Origin of the sequence: Rhodoferax sp. OV413, assembly GCF_900104385.1 — a bacterium.
Taxonomy (GTDB): domain Bacteria; phylum Pseudomonadota; class Gammaproteobacteria; order Burkholderiales; family Burkholderiaceae_C; genus Rhodoferax_B.
Genome location: NZ_FNJA01000001.1, coordinates 1,156,053 through 1,170,577 on the forward strand (window position 1 = coordinate 1,156,053; position 14,525 = coordinate 1,170,577).

The window sequence follows — 14,525 nt, forward strand, 5'->3', positions numbered from 1 at the left end:
TGGTCGCTCAAGACTCGGCGGTAAACCCGGTCTGCTTGATCAGGCCGCGCCACTGGTCGGCATCGGCCTTCAGCATCTGGGCCAGCTCGGCCGCACTGGACGGCTTGATCTCCAGCCCATACTGCTTGCCGTACTCCACCACCTCGGGCTGGGCCAGCGCCGCCTGCACGCCTTCGGACGCGCGCTTGACCGTCTCAGGCGTGGCCTTGCCGGGCAGGAAGAAGCCATACCACTCGCGCACTCGCAGCGGGAAACCCAGCTCGACCAGCGTGGGCACCTGGGGCAAAAAGACTGACCGCGTCGGCCCGGCAATCGTCAGCACGCGGAGCTTGCCCACCTTGACGTACTGCAGGTAGTCGCCAATCGGCCCCCAGAAGGCCGATATCTGGCCGCCCAGCAGGTCCTGCACGCCGGGCACGGTGCCGCGGTAGGCGATATGCCGCAGATCGGCCTTGGCCATCTGGCCCAGCAGCACGCCCACCATGTGCGGCATGGAGCCGGCGCCGGGGCTGCCGAAATTGGCTTTGTCGGGGTTGGCGGCGGCCCAGGCCAGAAAGTCCTTGAAAGTCTGCACGCTGTCCGGCACACCCGGGCCGACGGCCAGGCCGTGGTCGATGATGGCGCCCAGCGACACCGGTGCCAGCTCTTCCAGCGTGTAGCGCAGCTTGGGGTAGGTAAAGGGGTAGATCGACAGCATGGACGAGGGCGTGAGCAGCAGATTGGTGCCGTCGGCCGGGCTGTCGCGCAGCGCCAGGATGCCGATCTGCCCGCCCGCGCCGGGCTTGTTCTCCACCAGCACCGTACCCGCATAGTGGCCGCGCATCTTGTCGGCCACGCGCCGGGCCAGCACGTCCACCGTGCCGCCGGGCGGAAAGCCGGAAATGATCTTTGCCACATCGGGCATGGGCTTGCCCGACTGGGCCTGGGCCAGCGAAACCAGGCCGGTGGGAACGAGGGCAGCAAGCAGTTGGGTGAATTGGCGGCGGTTGGTCATGTAGGTGTCTCCTGGGAAGGTCAAACAAAGGGTGCAGGCGTAAAGTGCAAAAATAATTGTACGAACGTACAAGTATTTTCGAAATTAGTGTTTGTACGAGTGTTCAATTTTATTGTACAGATGTATAAACCTGTTTATGCAAAACCAAAAACCTCCTTCCAGCACCCGCAAAACCCCGGCGGCCCGGCGCAGCGCCGCGGCCGAACCCGGCGAAGCGGCGCTGTCGCCCAACCGCCAGCAGAACATCCTGCTGGCTGCCGAGCAGCTGTTTGCGGCCCGCGGCTTCCACGGCGTGTCGATCCGCGACATCGCCGACGAGGCCGGTGTGCCCCTGGCCCTAGTGGGCTACTACTATGGCCCGAAACTGGCGCTGTACCACGCGATTTTTCGGGAGCGGGCCGGCTACATCGGCGAACGCCTGGAATCCCTGGCTGCGGCACAGCGCAGCGCAGCACCCGGCCAGCTGCTGGAAGAAATCGTCAAAGCCTTTGTGCTGCCAGTGCTCAAGGTAGCAGCTCTGCCCGCCGGACACAACTTTCTGCGCATTCTTTCGCGCGGCATGAACGACCACCTGGAAGAAGACGAGCCCGTCATCCGCGAGCTGTTCGACCCGCTGGCCCATGCCTTCATCGACGCCCTGGCCGCCTCCCTGCCCCAGGCCACGCGCAGCCAGGCCGCCTGGTGCTACCAGTTTGCGCTGGGCGCGCTGCTGCACCATGTGAACGACCAGCGCATCGAGCGTCTATCGCTGGGCCAGAACCAGCCCGGCGACTCCGAAACCGCCGGCCCGCTGCTGGTGGCCTTCATCACCCACGGCCTGCGCGGCGCCTGCGCCGCGCCTACCCACTGAGGCAGCGCCATCGGCATCGCCCTGCCATGAGCCCCTAGAAACACCGGCGCCCGCGCCTTAGCCCCCCATGTACCCGCAGGTGCAGTCGCCCAACGACTGCGCCGGGGATGTGCTCGCCCTATACGCCCCTATAGCAACCCACAGGAAACACCATGCCCCGCAGCTTCATCGACATCTCCATGCACCTGGAAAACGACGTGCCCTCCGACCCGCCGGGTCTGGGGCCGAAGATCCATTACATCGACCATCAGACCAGCTACCCCGACATGGCGCAGTTCTTCCCCGGTCTGCAAAAACAAGACATGCCGGACGGCGAAGCCTGGGCGGTGGAAGACGTGCAGCTCAACACCCATAACGGCACCCACCTGGACGCACCCTGGCACTATGCATCCACCATGGACGGCGGCCAGCGCGCCATCACCATCGACGAGGTGGACCTGAACTGGTGTTTCCAGCCCGGCGTGAAGCTGGACTTTCGCCACTTCCCGAACGGCTATGTGGTGCAGGCCGCCGATGTGGAAGCCGAGCTCCAACGCATAGGCCACAGCCTGCAGCCGCTGGACATCGTGCTGGTCAACACCAGTGCCACCGCCGCCCACGGCACGCCGGCCTACACCCGGTCTGGCTGCGGCATGGGCCGCGAGGCCACGCTGTACCTGCTGGAGCGCGGCGTGCGCCTGACCGGCACCGACGCCTGGAGCTGGGACGCGCCGTTTCCCCAGACCGCCCAGCGCTACGCCGAAACCAGCGACGCCGGGATCATCTGGGAAGGCCACAAGGCCGGCCGCGAGATCGGCTACTGCCACCTGGAAAAACTGCACAACCTGGCGGCCCTGCCGGCCCACGGTTTTTACGTGAGCTGCTTCCCGGTGAAGATCCGCGCCGCATCGGCGGGCTGGACCCGCGCGGTGGCGATATTTGACCCGGCCTTGCAGGCCAGCACGCCATGAGTCCGTAGGGGCCTGCGCCCCACCCTCCCTCCGAAATTCCCCGCTTCGGAGCAGTCGCCCGCCGACCGCTCCGGGGATGTTCTCACCCTGAAATTTACCAACCCCAAACCACTGGAGACAAAAAAAAGTGTTCAAGCAAACAAACCCCACCATCCTCGCCACCGCCGCGCTGTTAGCCTGCAGCGCCGCCGCCCAGGCCCAACCCGCCGTCGGCAACGGCGTACAGCTCTACGGCCTGGTGGACAACGTGGCCGGCCGCTTCACCGGCGCCATTGGCGGCGTGAACGCGCAGAGCCAAACCGTCAGCAAGGTGGAAGGCGGCGGCATGTCGACCAGCCACTGGGGTCTGCGCGGCAACGAAGACCTGGGCGGCGGGCTCACCGCGTCCTTCGAGCTGTCGGCCTTCTTCCGCAGCGACACCGGTGCCGGCGGCCGCAGCGATGCCCTGCCCGCGCCGGTCAACGTGGCGGCCGACCCGTTCTTTTCGCGCGCTTCCTGGGTTGGCCTGTCCAGCCCGACCTGGGGCCGGCTGCGCATGGGCACCATCATTTCGCAGCTGTTCCTGAACACCATCAACTCCAACGCCTTTGGCGACTCCATGACCTTCGGCCCGCTGCCGCTGCTGACCTTTACCGGTGGCGTGCTGGGGGGCGGCACCAGCTGGACCAATTCGCTGGTCTACGACACGCCGGTGTATGCGGGCGTCTCGGCCACGCTGGCGCGCTCGCTGTCCGAAGCCCAGGGCGGTGGCAATGTGGGCGCGCGCATCGGCTACGCCAACGGCCCGCTGGCCACCTCGCTGGTCTGGCAGAACGTGAAGAAAGACCCGCAGACCTTTGCCGACGGCACCACCGCCAACGACACCAGCGCCTGGCAGTTGGCGGCCTCGTACGACTTCGACGCCGTCAAGCTGTTTGCCCACGTCGGCCACATCCAGAACAAGGGCACCAACATCGCGCCGCAGAACGTCGGCTACCGCATCTGGGACCTGAGCGCCAGCGTGCCGGTGGGCGCCGGGCGGGTCCTGGCCGGCTATGCCGTGCGCAAGACCAGCGACACCGCGGCGCCCGCGCCGGCCACCGTGGCCGGCGGCAATGTGGAGCGCAAGATCCTCAGCCTGGGCTACGACCACAACCTGTCCAAGCGCACCGATGTCTACGCGATGTGGATGCACGACAGCACTCAAACCCGCACCCTGCCTGCGCCACTGCGTGTCATCGAAGCCAGCGGTAACAGCTACGGCATCGGCATTCGCCACCGGTTCTAAGGACCCACCACCATGCTCAACGAAACCCATGATCCCTCACTGCATAGCTGGGTGGCGTCGGCCCAGCTGCCGGGCTGCGACTTCCCGCTGCAAAATCTGCCGCACGGCGTGTTCCGCCGCCAGGGCAGCAGCGAGCCCTGGCGCGGCGGCGTGGCGATTGGCGACGCCATCCTGGACCTGGCGGCCGCCCATGCGCAAGGCGTGTTCAGCGCCGCTGCCGACGGCGCGGCCCAGGCGGCCAGCGGCGCCAGCCTGAACGGGCTGATGGCACTGGGCCCGTCTGCCTGGTCGGCCTTGCGGCTGGATCTGTCGCGCCTGCTGCGCGAGGGCGCGCCCCAGGCCCTGAAGCTGCGCGCCTGCCTGTTTCCGCAGGCCCAGGCCGAGTACGCGGTGCCGGCGCAGATCGGCGACTACACCGACTTCTTCACCTCGCAGTACCACGCGCTGAATGCCGGCCAGATCTTCCAGCCCGCGAACCCGCTGCTGGCCAACTTCAAATGGCTGCCCATCGGCTACCACGGCCGGGCCTCCAGCGTGGCCATCAGCGGCAGCGCAGTGCTGCGGCCACACGGCCAGACCCGCGCGCCGGACGCGGCCTCGCCCAGCTTTGGCCCGACGCAAAAGCTGGACTACGAGCTGGAACTTGGCGTCTTCGTCGGCCCCGGCAACCCGCGCGGCACGGCCATCGCCATCGACGACGCCGAGCAGCATGCGTTCGGCCTGTGCCTGCTGAACGACTGGTCGGCGCGCGATGTGCAGGCCTGGGAATCCATGCCGCTGGGCCCGTTCATGGCCAAGAACTTCATCACCAGCATCTCGCCCTGGATCGTCACGCTGGAGGCGCTGGCACCGTTCCGTGTGCCCCTGCCGCGCGAGGCCGGTGACCCCGGGGCCCTGCCCTATCTGCAATCGGCCCAGGTGCAGGCGCTGGACATCCAGCTCGAAGCCTGGCTGACCCCGCCCGGCGCTGCGCAGGCGACCCGCTTGTCGCGCACCAGCTACCGCCATGCCTACTGGACGGTGGCCCATATGCTGGCCCAGCACGCCAGCAATGGCTGCAATCTGCAGCCCGGCGACCTGCTGGGCACCGGCACCCAGTCAGGACCGACGAACGGCGAACAAGGCTGTTTGCTGGAGCTGACCCAGGGCGGCAGGACGCCGATCACCCTGGCTGACGGCAGGCAGCGCAGCTATCTGCAGGACGGCGATACGCTGACCCTGCGCGGCTGGTGCGAGCGGCCCGGCCATGCGCGCATCGGCTTTGGCAGCTGCGTGGGCAGCGTGCTGGCCGCGGCGTAAATTTATGAAAAAAGTGGCTCTAGCGCATATTTAACCTGCGCCAGCAGCTATCAAACCAATAGCAATCAGGCAGCCGGCTTGGCGGGCGCTTCGCGCAAGGTATTTTCCGCCGCCCAGGTCCAGGCCTGGCCCGACAGCTCCTGCACCCGCGCTGCGCTGCCAAAGCCGTCGGCCTCGGCGCTGACGTCGCTGGCGGTCTGGCTTTCGACCTGCTGGGCGGTGCGCAGGTACAGGTACCAGGGGCCGGTCTGCTCCAGCAAGGCCTGGCTGGCCTCGGGCGGCAGGCTCAGGGTGGCGGCTACTTCGGCCGGCTCCATCTTCAGGATCAGGCCCAGCATCGAGGCCAGGCCCAGGGTGAAGAAGCGGCCGGGCTCTTTCTCGCCACGCTCTATGGCCAGCAGTTCCAGCAGGCGCGAACGCCACAAGGCCACCTCTTGCAGTGCCGACGACAGCTTGCGGCTGCCGGCGAACTGGGTCAGCATCAGCGACAGCCAGCGCTGCAAATCGTTGCGGCCCAGCATCAGCACCGCCTGGTCGATGCTGGCCACGCCGCCCAGGTGGGCAAAGCTGGCGCTGTTCATGCGCTGCAGCAGCCGCACCGAGACGCTGATGTCGCCCTTGATGGCGCTGACGATCAGAGCCGTATCGGCGCCGGACGACAGCTGGCCCAGCAGCTGGGAGAGCCGCCCCACCTCAGGCAGCAGCGGCGCCACCCGCTTCACCGGCGCCGCCAGCACCGGCGTCGCCAAGCTACCGCTGGCCAGGCGCACACCGCCTTGCAGGGCTTGCTCCAGGTCTTCCACGCTGGCCAGGTCGGTGGCGATCACCGGAATGTCTTTCTGCGCATCCGGCCGGGCGCTCAGCGCCTCCATCAGCCCGGCCACGCTCTGCTGGGCCGCAGGCCGCACCAGCGCGTAGTCGGGCTGGGCACCCAGGTCGTAGACCGGGTCCCAGGCCAGCTTGGCGCCGACCGCCCGGAACTGCGCGGCCACCGCGGCCACGGCCTCCAGGGCTTCGGGCGACAGCGGCTGGGCCGGGTCGAAGTCCAGGCCGATCAGCGTGCCGGTTTCGTTCTTGGGCACCACGGCATGCGCCAGCCAGGCCGCCGGCACGCGCGCGAAGCCGATGCGCCCGCCCAGCGCCACCAGCCGGGCCGACACCAGCACCGCCGCCACGTGGGCCGCCTGGCCCGCGCTGTCGGCGTTACGCGCCAGGCTGTCCAGTGCTTTGTCGCCGATGCGGAACTCAAAACCCGCCACCTCTCCGCTGGACGCCATCAGCGGGCGCCGCGCGCCCAGCACCGTGGGCGCGGGCCGGATCGCCGGCATCACGACAGCGGGTTTTTCGATGGCAGGAGCCGGCGGCTCGGCATCTGGTGTCGGAGCCGACCCCAGGACTTTGGAAAGCGCGCGTTTGAAGAGGGACGTCATGGCGTAGTAGGTGCAAATGGCATGCGTCCCACTTTATCGCTTCTGCCCCCGCTTGTTGAAAATTGTTACTTTCTCGTGAAATTACGCCGCGGTTCGCTGGGCGGCGGAAATGGCCGCGCCGTCGTCGCCCAGGTCCCAGAACAGCCCCGCCATCAGCTGCAGCGACTCGCGGGCCACGCTGCCCAGCAGGTGTTCGTTGGGTGCATGCTGGGCGCAGGCCGGGTAGGAATGCGGCACCCACAGCGTGGGCTGGCCCAGCACGTCGGCAAACACGTCGTTCGGCAAGGTGCCGCCCAGGTTCGGCAGCAAGGCCGGCGGCTTGCCGGTGCTGCGGGCGATGGAGGCCAGCGCCCAATGCACCCAGGGGTTGTCCGGGTCTAGCCGGGTGGCTTCCATCAGTTCGCCGTTCTGCGTAACTTCCACATCGCCAAAGCCATGTGCATCCAGGTGCGAGCGCAGGTGCTGCAGAAAGCGGCCACTGTCGCTGCCCACCACGTAGCGGATCTGGCAGTGCGCAAAAGCCTGGCCGGGAATGGCATTGACCGGCGAATCGGGGTTGCCGGTCTTGAAGGCCAGCACTTCCAGGCTGTTCCAGCCGAAGACGCGCTCGGTGGGCGTCAGGCCCGGCTCGCCCCAGTCGGCATCGACCTCGGGGTCGCCCGGGCCGCCACCCACGGCGATGGACTGCAAGGCCTGGCGCACGTTGTCGGGCAGGCTATCGGGCAGCAGCGCGGGCACCAGGATGCGGCCCTGGGCGTCGACCAGCGAAGCAATCGCGTGGGCCAGGCGGATGCCGGGGTTGCACAGCAGCCCGCCCCAGTTGCCCGAGTGGTGGCCGGCCGGCCGCAGCGCGATGCGCAGGTCGAAATTGAAGCCGCCGCGCGAGCCCAGGAACAGCGTGGGCCGCTGGGCCGCCACGCGCGGGCCGTCGGAGGCCAGGAATAGATCGGCCGCCAAGGCCTCGCGGTGCAGCTCGCAGACCTGGCGCAGGCCGGGTGAGCCGGTTTCCTCGCCCATCTCCAGCAGCAGCTTCAGGCTGAACCCCAGCCGGCCCTGGCGCGCGGCCAGCACCTGGGCCAGCGCGGCGATGTTCACCGTGTGCTGGCCCTTGTTGTCGGCCGTGCCGCGGCCATACCAGTGGTCGCCCTCCACCGTCAGCTGCCAGGGGTCCAGGCCGGCACGCCACTGGCTGGCGTGGCCGCGCACCACGTCGCCATGGCCGTAGCTGAGCACGCTGCAGCCGGCATCGGACTCGGCCCGCTCGGCAAACAAGAACGGGTTGCCACCGGCCACCGGGTTCGGCCATACCTGGCAGGCAAAGCCCAGCGCCTGCAGGTCGGGCACGATCTGCTCCTGCAGATAAGCGTTCAGCTCGGGCGCGCGCGCGGCTTCCTGGCTTTCGGTGGCGTAGGCGACGCGGCGCGCCAGCACCTCGCGGAAGCGGCCATCGTCAAAAAAATCGGCGGCCAGCGCCAGGGCGCGTTCTCGGGTCATGCGGGGTCTTTCACAGCTGGGGATGGAGCCTGAGAGTAGGCGCCGCCATCACATCGCACAATTATTTTATTTTCAATATACCATTGCCAATTTGGCAAATCACAAAGGTCAACATGCACGCCCACCAATTGCAGGACACCGCGCTGCGCTACTTTCTGGAAGTGGTGCGCGGCGGCTCGCTGACCGAGGCCTCGGCACGCCTGCATGTGGCGGCCTCGGCCATCAGCCGGCAGATTGCCGGGCTCGAGCAGTCGCTGGGCACCGTGTTGTTCGAGCGCCAGCCGCGCGGCATGGTGCCCACGGCGGCCGGCGAGATCCTGGCCGCCCATGCGCGGCGTAGCAGCCTGGACGCCGAGCACGCGCTGGAAGAAATCCAGGCGCTGCAAGGCCTGCGCTCGGGCAAGGTGCGGATGGCGATTACCGAGGGCTTTGCCAGCGCCTTTTTACCGCCGCTGATCATCGAGTTCCGCCAGCGCTATGCGCGCATCCAGTTCCAGGTGGACGTGACCGCGCCCGCCGAGGTGCCGGTGCGGGTGCGCGACGGCGATGCCGATATCGGCCTGACCTTCAGCCGCGCGCCCGAGCGCGACATCAAGGTCGAACACCGCCAGTCGGCGCCCATCCTGGCGCTGATGCACCCCGACCATCCGCTGGCCGGCAGCAAGGCGCTGACCTTGCGCAGCCTCAGCGCCTACCCGCTGGCCCTGCCCATGGCCGACACCACCTTGCGGCAGATGATTGACATCGCCTGCAGCCGCCAGCAGCTGCTGCTGGAGCCGGTGCTCAGCACCAACTACCTGGCCACCTTGCTGAGCTTTGTGCTGCAAGGCGGCGGCATCTCGGTGGCGGGCGAGGTGTCGGTGCGGCAGCTGGTAGCCGCGGGCCAGCTGGTGGCGGTACCGATACGCGACCACGGCATGGAGCTGCGCGACATAGAGCTGCAAACCCTGGCCGGCCGCACCCTGCCGCACGCGGCGCAAAGCTTCCTGGACCACATCAAGCTGCACCTCCCCGCCGAAACCAGCACTTGATTTGCCAATACAGCAAAGATAGCTTTCAAATTCTCTTATTGTTGCAAAGCTTGCTTGTTCCTACGATGGCAGCACTCCCCACTCTGCACGCCCCACCATGTTTTACCCCACCCGCCTCCTGAGCGCCGTTTTACTGGCGGCTGCCGCCACCGCCCTGTTCGCTCCGTTCGCAGCCCAGGCCCAGGCCTACCCCAGCCGGCCGATCAAGCTGGTCGTACCCTTCGGCCCGGGCGGCGCCACCGACATCATTGCCCGCACCCTGGGCGAGCGGCTGCAGGCCCGCCTGGGCCAGCCGGTGATCGTGGACAACAAGCCCGGCGGCAGCTCGCTGATCGGTGCCGATCTGGTGGCCAAGGCTGCACCCGACGGCTACACCCTGCTGGTGTCGGGCTCGTCTACCTACAGCGTGGCGCCGGCGCTGAAGGACCACATGCCGTATGACGTGAAGAAGGGCTTGACCCTGCTGGCCCTGGTGGCCAAAACCCCGCTGGTGCTGGTGGCCGGCCCGGCCAACAACGCCAAGAACCTGGCCGAGCTGATCGCCCAGGCCAAGGCTAAGCCCGACAGCGTTACCTACGCCACCTTTGGCGCGGGCTCGGCGCCGCACCTGGCGGGCGAGATGTTCGCCCACGAGGCCGGCATCCAGCTGCTGGCCGTGCCCTACAAAGGCAGCAGCCAGGCCGCCATGGCCTTGCTGGGTGGCGAGATCAGCGTGGCGTTTGACACCATTGCGTCGGTGGGACCGCACATCAAGTCGGGCAAGCTGCGGGCCCTGGCAGTGACCGATTCGCCGCGCTCCAGCGCCCTGCCCGATGTGCCGACGCTGGCCGAACTGCAGCTGCCCAAGGCCAGCTTCGGCGGCTGGTACGGCGTGGCCGCGCCCGGCGGCACACCGGCGCCCATCTTGCAGGTACTGGCCCGCGAACTGGCTGCCGTGATGGCCTCGCCCGAAGTCATCGAGAAGTTCAAAACCAATAGCCTGGAGCCTGTCTACCTGGACGCGGCGGCCTTCAACGCCAAGGTACAGTCGGAGATCGCCACCTACACCGCCGTCGGCAAGCGGGCGAACATCACGCTCGATTGACCCTGGCCCTTACCCATTTACCCATGCCCGCAGCGCCCGCCGATAGCCTAGACAGCAGCATCCCCCATTCCGCCACCGAAGACCTGCTGGCCCTGGTCAGCGGCACGTTGCTGGTGTCGCTAGGCCTGTCGATGTTCACCCATGTGGGCCTGCTGCCGGGCGGCACGGCGGGCATAGCCATGCTGCTGCACTACGGCACGGGGCTGAATTTCGGCCTGCTGTTCTTTTTGCTGAACCTGCCGTTCTCGCTGCTGGCCTGGCGCCGCATGGGCTGGGCCTTCACCCTGAAAAGCCTGGCCGCGGTGGCCCTGCTGTCGCTGATGACCAACCTGACCGGCCTGGCCCTGCACTACGCCGACCTGCAGCCGCTGTACGCGGCGATTGCCGGCGGGTTGGTGCTGGGCACGGGATTTTTGGTGCTGTTCCGGCACCGCGCCAGCCTGGGCGGCATCGGCGTGCTGGCCGCCTATCTGCAAGAGACCCGTGGCTGGCGCGCCGGCCACGTACAGATGGCGGTGGACATCTGCATCCTGGTCGCCGCACTGGTGATGGCCGACCCGGCGCGGGTGGCCTATTCGGTGCTCGGCGCGCTGGTGCTGAACGCGGTACTGGCGGTCAACCACCGGCCTGGCCGCTACATGGGCACTTGAGTGCCAAATCGACCTCTGGCGCTTATGGAATCAGCGGTAGCTGCTACATAATCAATAGCAAGCCAATCATTCAAGCAACTGGTGCAAGGCCAAGGTATCCGGGCTCGGCCCGGGCAACACCGAAAAGCCCAGTTGCCGGGCCAGGCTGGCCATGGCCAGGTTCTGCGCCAGGCACTGGCCTACCACCTCGCGCGTGCCGCGGGCCCGCAGGTAGCTGAGCATCTTCTCCAGCAGCAGGCGGCCCAGGCCCTTGCACTGCCAGGCGGATGCCACTTGCAGCGCGAACTCGGCGGTCTGGTTGTCGGGGTCGCAGACCACGCGGACCTCGGCCACCATGGTCTGGTGGGCGGGGTCGCCCGGACTGAGTGCGATAAAGGTCATCTCCCTGTCATAGTCGATCTGGCTGTAGCGCGCCAGCTCGGAATGCGGCACCTCGCGGCGGGTCAAAAAGAAGCGCAGTCGCATGTCGGCCGGGCTGGCCTGGGCGTAAAAAGCCTGCAACCGCTCGCCGTCTTCCGGCTGGATCGGCCGCAGCAGCAAGGTGCTGCCGGCCAGCGCCACGGTCTGCTCCAGCTCTTGCGGATACGGGCGGATGGCCGGCGCCACCGGCTGGCCGCGCCCCGGGCCGTGCAAGCGGATGCGCACGTCCAGCGCCAGCACGCCCTGGGCATCGGCCAGCAGCGGGTTGATGTCCAGCTCGGCCAGCATCGGCAGGTCGCAGGCCAGCTGCGCCACCTGGCGCAAGGTCTCCAGCAAAGCGGCCTCGGGCACGGCCGGGCGCTCGCGGTAGCCGGCCAGCAGCCGGGCCAGGCCGCTGCGCTGGACCAGGTCGCGAGCCAAGGCGGTGTTCAGCGGCGGCAGCGCCACGGCGTGGTTCTGGCTGAGCTCCACCGCAGTACCGCCCTGGCCGAACAGCAGCACCGGGCCGAACACCGGGTCGGTGCTGATGCCGACGATCAGCTCATGCGCCTGGGGCCGGGCCACCATGGCTTGCACCGTAAATCCCGTCACCTCGGCCTGCGGCCGCAGCCGGGCCACACGCTCCAGCATGGCCTGCGCGGCCTGGCGCAGATCGTCGGCCGAGGCCAGGCCCAGCGCCACGCCGCCAACATCCGACTTGTGGACGATTTGCGGCGAGGCGATTTTCAGCGCCACCGGATATCCGATGTCGGCAGCACAGGCCAGTGCCTCGTCCACGCTATGGACACGCGCGCTGCGCTGGGTGGGTATGCCGTACAGCTGCAGCAGGCTGTGCACCTGGGCCGGGTCCAGCCATTCCTGCCCGGCCTGGGCGGCCTGCGCCACTACGGCCTGGGCCTGCTCGCGCAGCGGCAAAAAGGCCTGCGCCGTGCTGGCCGGCAGCTCGCGCAGCGCGGCCTGGTTGCGCGCATGCAGCACCAACTGCAGCCAGGCTGCCACCGCGCGCTCGGGCGTGTCGTAGCACGGCAGGCCGGCATGGGTGGTGGCGCTGCGCGCTGCAGCGACGGCAGCGCCGCCCAACCAGCAGGTCAGCACCGGCTTGCTGGCCTGGGCAAGCAGGGGCAGGCAGCCGGCCGCGATATCGGCTGCAGACACCAAGGCAGTAGGCGCGTGCATGAACAGCACCGCGTCCACCTCGGGCGCGGCCAGCAGCACCCGCAGGCCGTCCAGGTAACGCTGCAGCGGCGCGTCGCCCACGATGTCCACCGGGTTGCCGTGCGACCAGGTGCTGGGCAGGCAGGCGTTGAGCGCGGCCAGGGTCGCCGGGCTAAGTGACGCCATCTGGCCCCCGTGCAGGTCCAGCGCGTCGGCGGCCAGCACGCCCAGGCCGCCGCCGTTGGTGAGTATGGCCAGGCGTTCGCCCACCACGGGGCGTGCATGGGCCAGGGTTTCGGCGGCGTCGAACAAGGCTTCCAGCGTGTCGACCCGCAGCATGCCGGCGCGCCGGAAGGCGGCATCGAACACCACGTCGGCACCGGCCAGCGCCCCGGTGTGCGAGGCCGCTGCCCGCGCTCCATCGGCGCCACGCCCGGCCTTGACCACGATCACCGGCTTGTTGCGGGATGCAGCCCGTGCGGCCGACATGAACTTGCGCGCGGCCTTAGCCGACTCCATGTAGACCAGGATGGCCCGGGTGGCGCCGTCGCTGGCCAGGTAGTCGAGCACATCGCCGAAATCCACATCGGCGCTGTCGCCCAGCGAGATGAAGTGCGAGAAGCCAATGCCACGGGCCTGCGCCCAGTCCAGCATGGCGGTGGCCAGCGCGCCCGACTGGGTGACAAACGCCAGCTGGCCGGGTACCGCATTGCCGGGTGCGAAGCTGGCGTTGAGCCCCACGCCCGGCACCAGCGCGCCTATGCAGTTGGGCCCCAGGATGCGCAGCAGCGTGGGCCGGGCCGCGTCCAGCATGGCCTGCTCCAGCGTGCCGGGGCCGTCGGGGTTGGCTTGCTTCAGGCCGGCAGTCATCACAATCGCCGCGCGCGTGCCCTTGCGCCCCAGCTCGGCAATCAGCCCCGGCACGGTGTGCGCGGGGGTGCAGATCACCGCCAGATCCGGCACTTGCGGCAGCGCCGCCACATCGCGCCAGGCCGGTTGGCCCGCTACCTGGCTGTGGCGCCGGTTGACCAACCACAGCGGCCCCTGGAAGCCGCCTTGCTGCAGGTTGTGCAGCACCACAGAGCCCAGGCTGCCGGGGCGGTCCGAGGCGCCGATCAAGGCCACCGAGGTGGGTTGGAACAGGGCTTCCAGGTGGCGTACGCTCATAGCTTCCTTATCGCGGGTAAGCCCCCGATAGCGCCAAGCTTACGAACAAACACCACGCCCGCATTTGCGCCAGATCAAGGAGATTGTTGCGGGTGTTTTACACAATGGGGTATCAGGCTGGGCGCGATTGCACTAGGCTGACGTATGCGCCGCAGCATCCGCTGCAGCCCCTGTTGAACCGAAAGGAATGCCATGCCAGTCAAGACCCGCTCTTCCGCTACCGCCCCGGCCACACCGTTCAGCGCGGCGCCCTGGAACTACTGGACCGAAGTCAGCCGATGGCAGATGGCCATGGCCACAAAAAATGCTTGTGCGCTGTTCCGCGGCATGGAAGCCGTACGCACGGTGCAACAGCAGATGGCCCACCAGACGCTGACCCAGCACGAAGCCGCAGCGGAGCAGCTGCAGGCCAGCTGTGCGCCTGCCGATCTGCTGTCCATCCAGTCGGCCCTGCTGCGCTCCGACCTGCAAGGCGCCCTGCACTACTGGCAGCAGCTGGGCAGTGCGGTGCTGCAAGCCCAGTTGGCGATGCTGGACGGCAGTAAGAAGATCCTGGGCCCCACGGTCGGGGACCCGTTCAAGCCCATCTTGCAGGCCTGGCAGAACGCCATCCCGCATCCGTTCGACAATCCGGCCCATCCGACCAGCATCCATTGAGGCTGCGGCCGGGTTGCCCGCTAAACTCAAGCCAAATCGGCCTCCAGCGCAATCAGATATTGCGCTAGAAGCTATCA

General features: G+C 68.0%; 12 protein-coding genes. 8 read left to right on the top strand and 4 right to left on the bottom strand.

All coding sequences use genetic code 11. The features are described from left to right. Positions 1–7 precede the first annotated feature (7 nt). Positions 8–994 (bottom strand): tripartite tricarboxylate transporter substrate-binding protein, encoded by a 987-nt coding sequence (locus tag BLT66_RS05335; RefSeq protein WP_092756396.1) that lies wholly within the window; start codon positions 992–994, stop codon positions 8–10. Between the two features lie 136 nt (positions 995–1,130). Here BLT66_RS05335 and BLT66_RS05340 point away from each other — a divergent pair, with 136 nt between their 5' ends. The 4 genes from BLT66_RS05340 (at position 1,131) to fahA (ending at position 5,360) form a co-directional block, all read left to right on the top strand. After that, complete coding sequence (locus BLT66_RS05340; protein WP_092756398.1) at positions 1,131–1,844, top strand: TetR/AcrR family transcriptional regulator; 714 nt, start codon at positions 1,131–1,133, stop codon at positions 1,842–1,844. 152 nt (positions 1,845–1,996) lie between these two features. Continuing rightward, positions 1,997–2,794, top strand: coding sequence for a cyclase family protein (locus tag BLT66_RS05345; protein WP_092756400.1), 798 nt, complete (start codon positions 1,997–1,999; stop codon positions 2,792–2,794). 127 nt (positions 2,795–2,921) lie between these two features. Next, the gene (locus BLT66_RS05350) at positions 2,922–4,061 is read left to right on the top strand and encodes a porin (RefSeq protein ID WP_092756402.1); all 1,140 of its coding nucleotides are present in this window, start codon (positions 2,922–2,924) and stop codon (positions 4,059–4,061) included. Between the two features lie 12 nt (positions 4,062–4,073). Then, a complete protein-coding gene (gene fahA, locus BLT66_RS05355; protein ID WP_092756404.1) occupies positions 4,074–5,360 on the top strand; it encodes a fumarylacetoacetase in 1,287 nt (428 codons plus the stop codon). A 65-nt stretch (positions 5,361–5,425) separates the two neighbouring features. Here fahA and BLT66_RS05360 read toward each other — a convergent pair whose 3' ends face one another. Together BLT66_RS05360 and BLT66_RS05365 are read right to left on the bottom strand one after the other, a co-directional pair. Further along, the gene (locus BLT66_RS05360; protein ID WP_143029146.1) at positions 5,426–6,790 is read right to left on the bottom strand and encodes an HDOD domain-containing protein; all 1,365 of its coding nucleotides are present in this window, start codon (positions 6,788–6,790) and stop codon (positions 5,426–5,428) included. An 81-nt stretch (positions 6,791–6,871) separates the two neighbouring features. After that, entirely contained in the window at positions 6,872–8,284 is a 1,413-nt protein-coding gene (locus BLT66_RS05365; protein WP_092756408.1) for a M20 family metallopeptidase, read from the bottom strand. Positions 8,285–8,397: 113 nt separating this feature from the next. On the opposite strand from BLT66_RS05365, the gene BLT66_RS05370 reads away from it, so the two are divergent. The 3 genes from BLT66_RS05370 to BLT66_RS05380 all read left to right on the top strand — a co-directional run bounded on the left by BLT66_RS05370 (position 8,398) and on the right by BLT66_RS05380 (position 11,049). Beyond that, positions 8,398–9,315: a LysR family transcriptional regulator gene (locus BLT66_RS05370; RefSeq protein WP_092756410.1), complete on the top strand. Its 918-nt coding sequence runs from the start codon at positions 8,398–8,400 to the stop codon at positions 9,313–9,315. Positions 9,316–9,412: 97 nt separating this feature from the next. Continuing rightward, positions 9,413–10,399, top strand: a complete 987-nt coding sequence (locus BLT66_RS05375) for a Bug family tripartite tricarboxylate transporter substrate binding protein (protein WP_092756412.1) — start codon at positions 9,413–9,415, stop codon at positions 10,397–10,399. Between the two features lie 23 nt (positions 10,400–10,422). Further along, the gene (locus BLT66_RS05380) at positions 10,423–11,049 is read left to right on the top strand and encodes a YitT family protein (RefSeq protein ID WP_092756414.1); all 627 of its coding nucleotides are present in this window, start codon (positions 10,423–10,425) and stop codon (positions 11,047–11,049) included. Between the two features lie 66 nt (positions 11,050–11,115). Here BLT66_RS05380 and BLT66_RS05385 read toward each other — a convergent pair whose 3' ends face one another. Beyond that, positions 11,116–13,791 (bottom strand): bifunctional acetate--CoA ligase family protein/GNAT family N-acetyltransferase, encoded by a 2,676-nt coding sequence (locus tag BLT66_RS05385; protein ID WP_092756416.1) that lies wholly within the window; start codon positions 13,789–13,791, stop codon positions 11,116–11,118. A 192-nt stretch (positions 13,792–13,983) separates the two neighbouring features. On the opposite strand from BLT66_RS05385, the gene BLT66_RS05390 reads away from it, so the two are divergent. Further along, positions 13,984–14,448, top strand: a complete 465-nt coding sequence (locus BLT66_RS05390; RefSeq protein ID WP_092756418.1) for a phasin family protein — start codon at positions 13,984–13,986, stop codon at positions 14,446–14,448. Positions 14,449–14,525 lie beyond the last annotated feature (77 nt).

Bases quoted from the DNA above. Each gene is read 5' to 3' on its own strand.
- fahA (WP_092756404.1), top strand. From the start codon at position 4,074: ATGCTCAACGAAACCCATGATCCCTCACTGCATAGCTGGGTGGCGTCG.
- BLT66_RS05360 (WP_143029146.1), bottom strand. From the start codon at position 6,790: ATGACGTCCCTCTTCAAACGCGCGCTTTCCAAAGTCCTGGGGTCGGCT.
- BLT66_RS05370 (WP_092756410.1), top strand. From the start codon at position 8,398: ATGCACGCCCACCAATTGCAGGACACCGCGCTGCGCTACTTTCTGGAA.
- BLT66_RS05390 (WP_092756418.1), top strand. From the start codon at position 13,984: ATGCCAGTCAAGACCCGCTCTTCCGCTACCGCCCCGGCCACACCGTTC.
- BLT66_RS05365 (WP_092756408.1), bottom strand. From the start codon at position 8,284: ATGACCCGAGAACGCGCCCTGGCGCTGGCCGCCGATTTTTTTGACGAT.
- BLT66_RS05380 (WP_092756414.1), top strand. From the start codon at position 10,423: ATGCCCGCAGCGCCCGCCGATAGCCTAGACAGCAGCATCCCCCATTCC.
- BLT66_RS05335 (WP_092756396.1), bottom strand. From the start codon at position 994: ATGACCAACCGCCGCCAATTCACCCAACTGCTTGCTGCCCTCGTTCCC.
- BLT66_RS05340 (WP_092756398.1), top strand. From the start codon at position 1,131: ATGCAAAACCAAAAACCTCCTTCCAGCACCCGCAAAACCCCGGCGGCC.
- BLT66_RS05385 (WP_092756416.1), bottom strand. From the start codon at position 13,791: ATGAGCGTACGCCACCTGGAAGCCCTGTTCCAACCCACCTCGGTGGCC.
- BLT66_RS05375 (WP_092756412.1), top strand. From the start codon at position 9,413: ATGTTTTACCCCACCCGCCTCCTGAGCGCCGTTTTACTGGCGGCTGCC.
- BLT66_RS05345 (WP_092756400.1), top strand. From the start codon at position 1,997: ATGCCCCGCAGCTTCATCGACATCTCCATGCACCTGGAAAACGACGTG.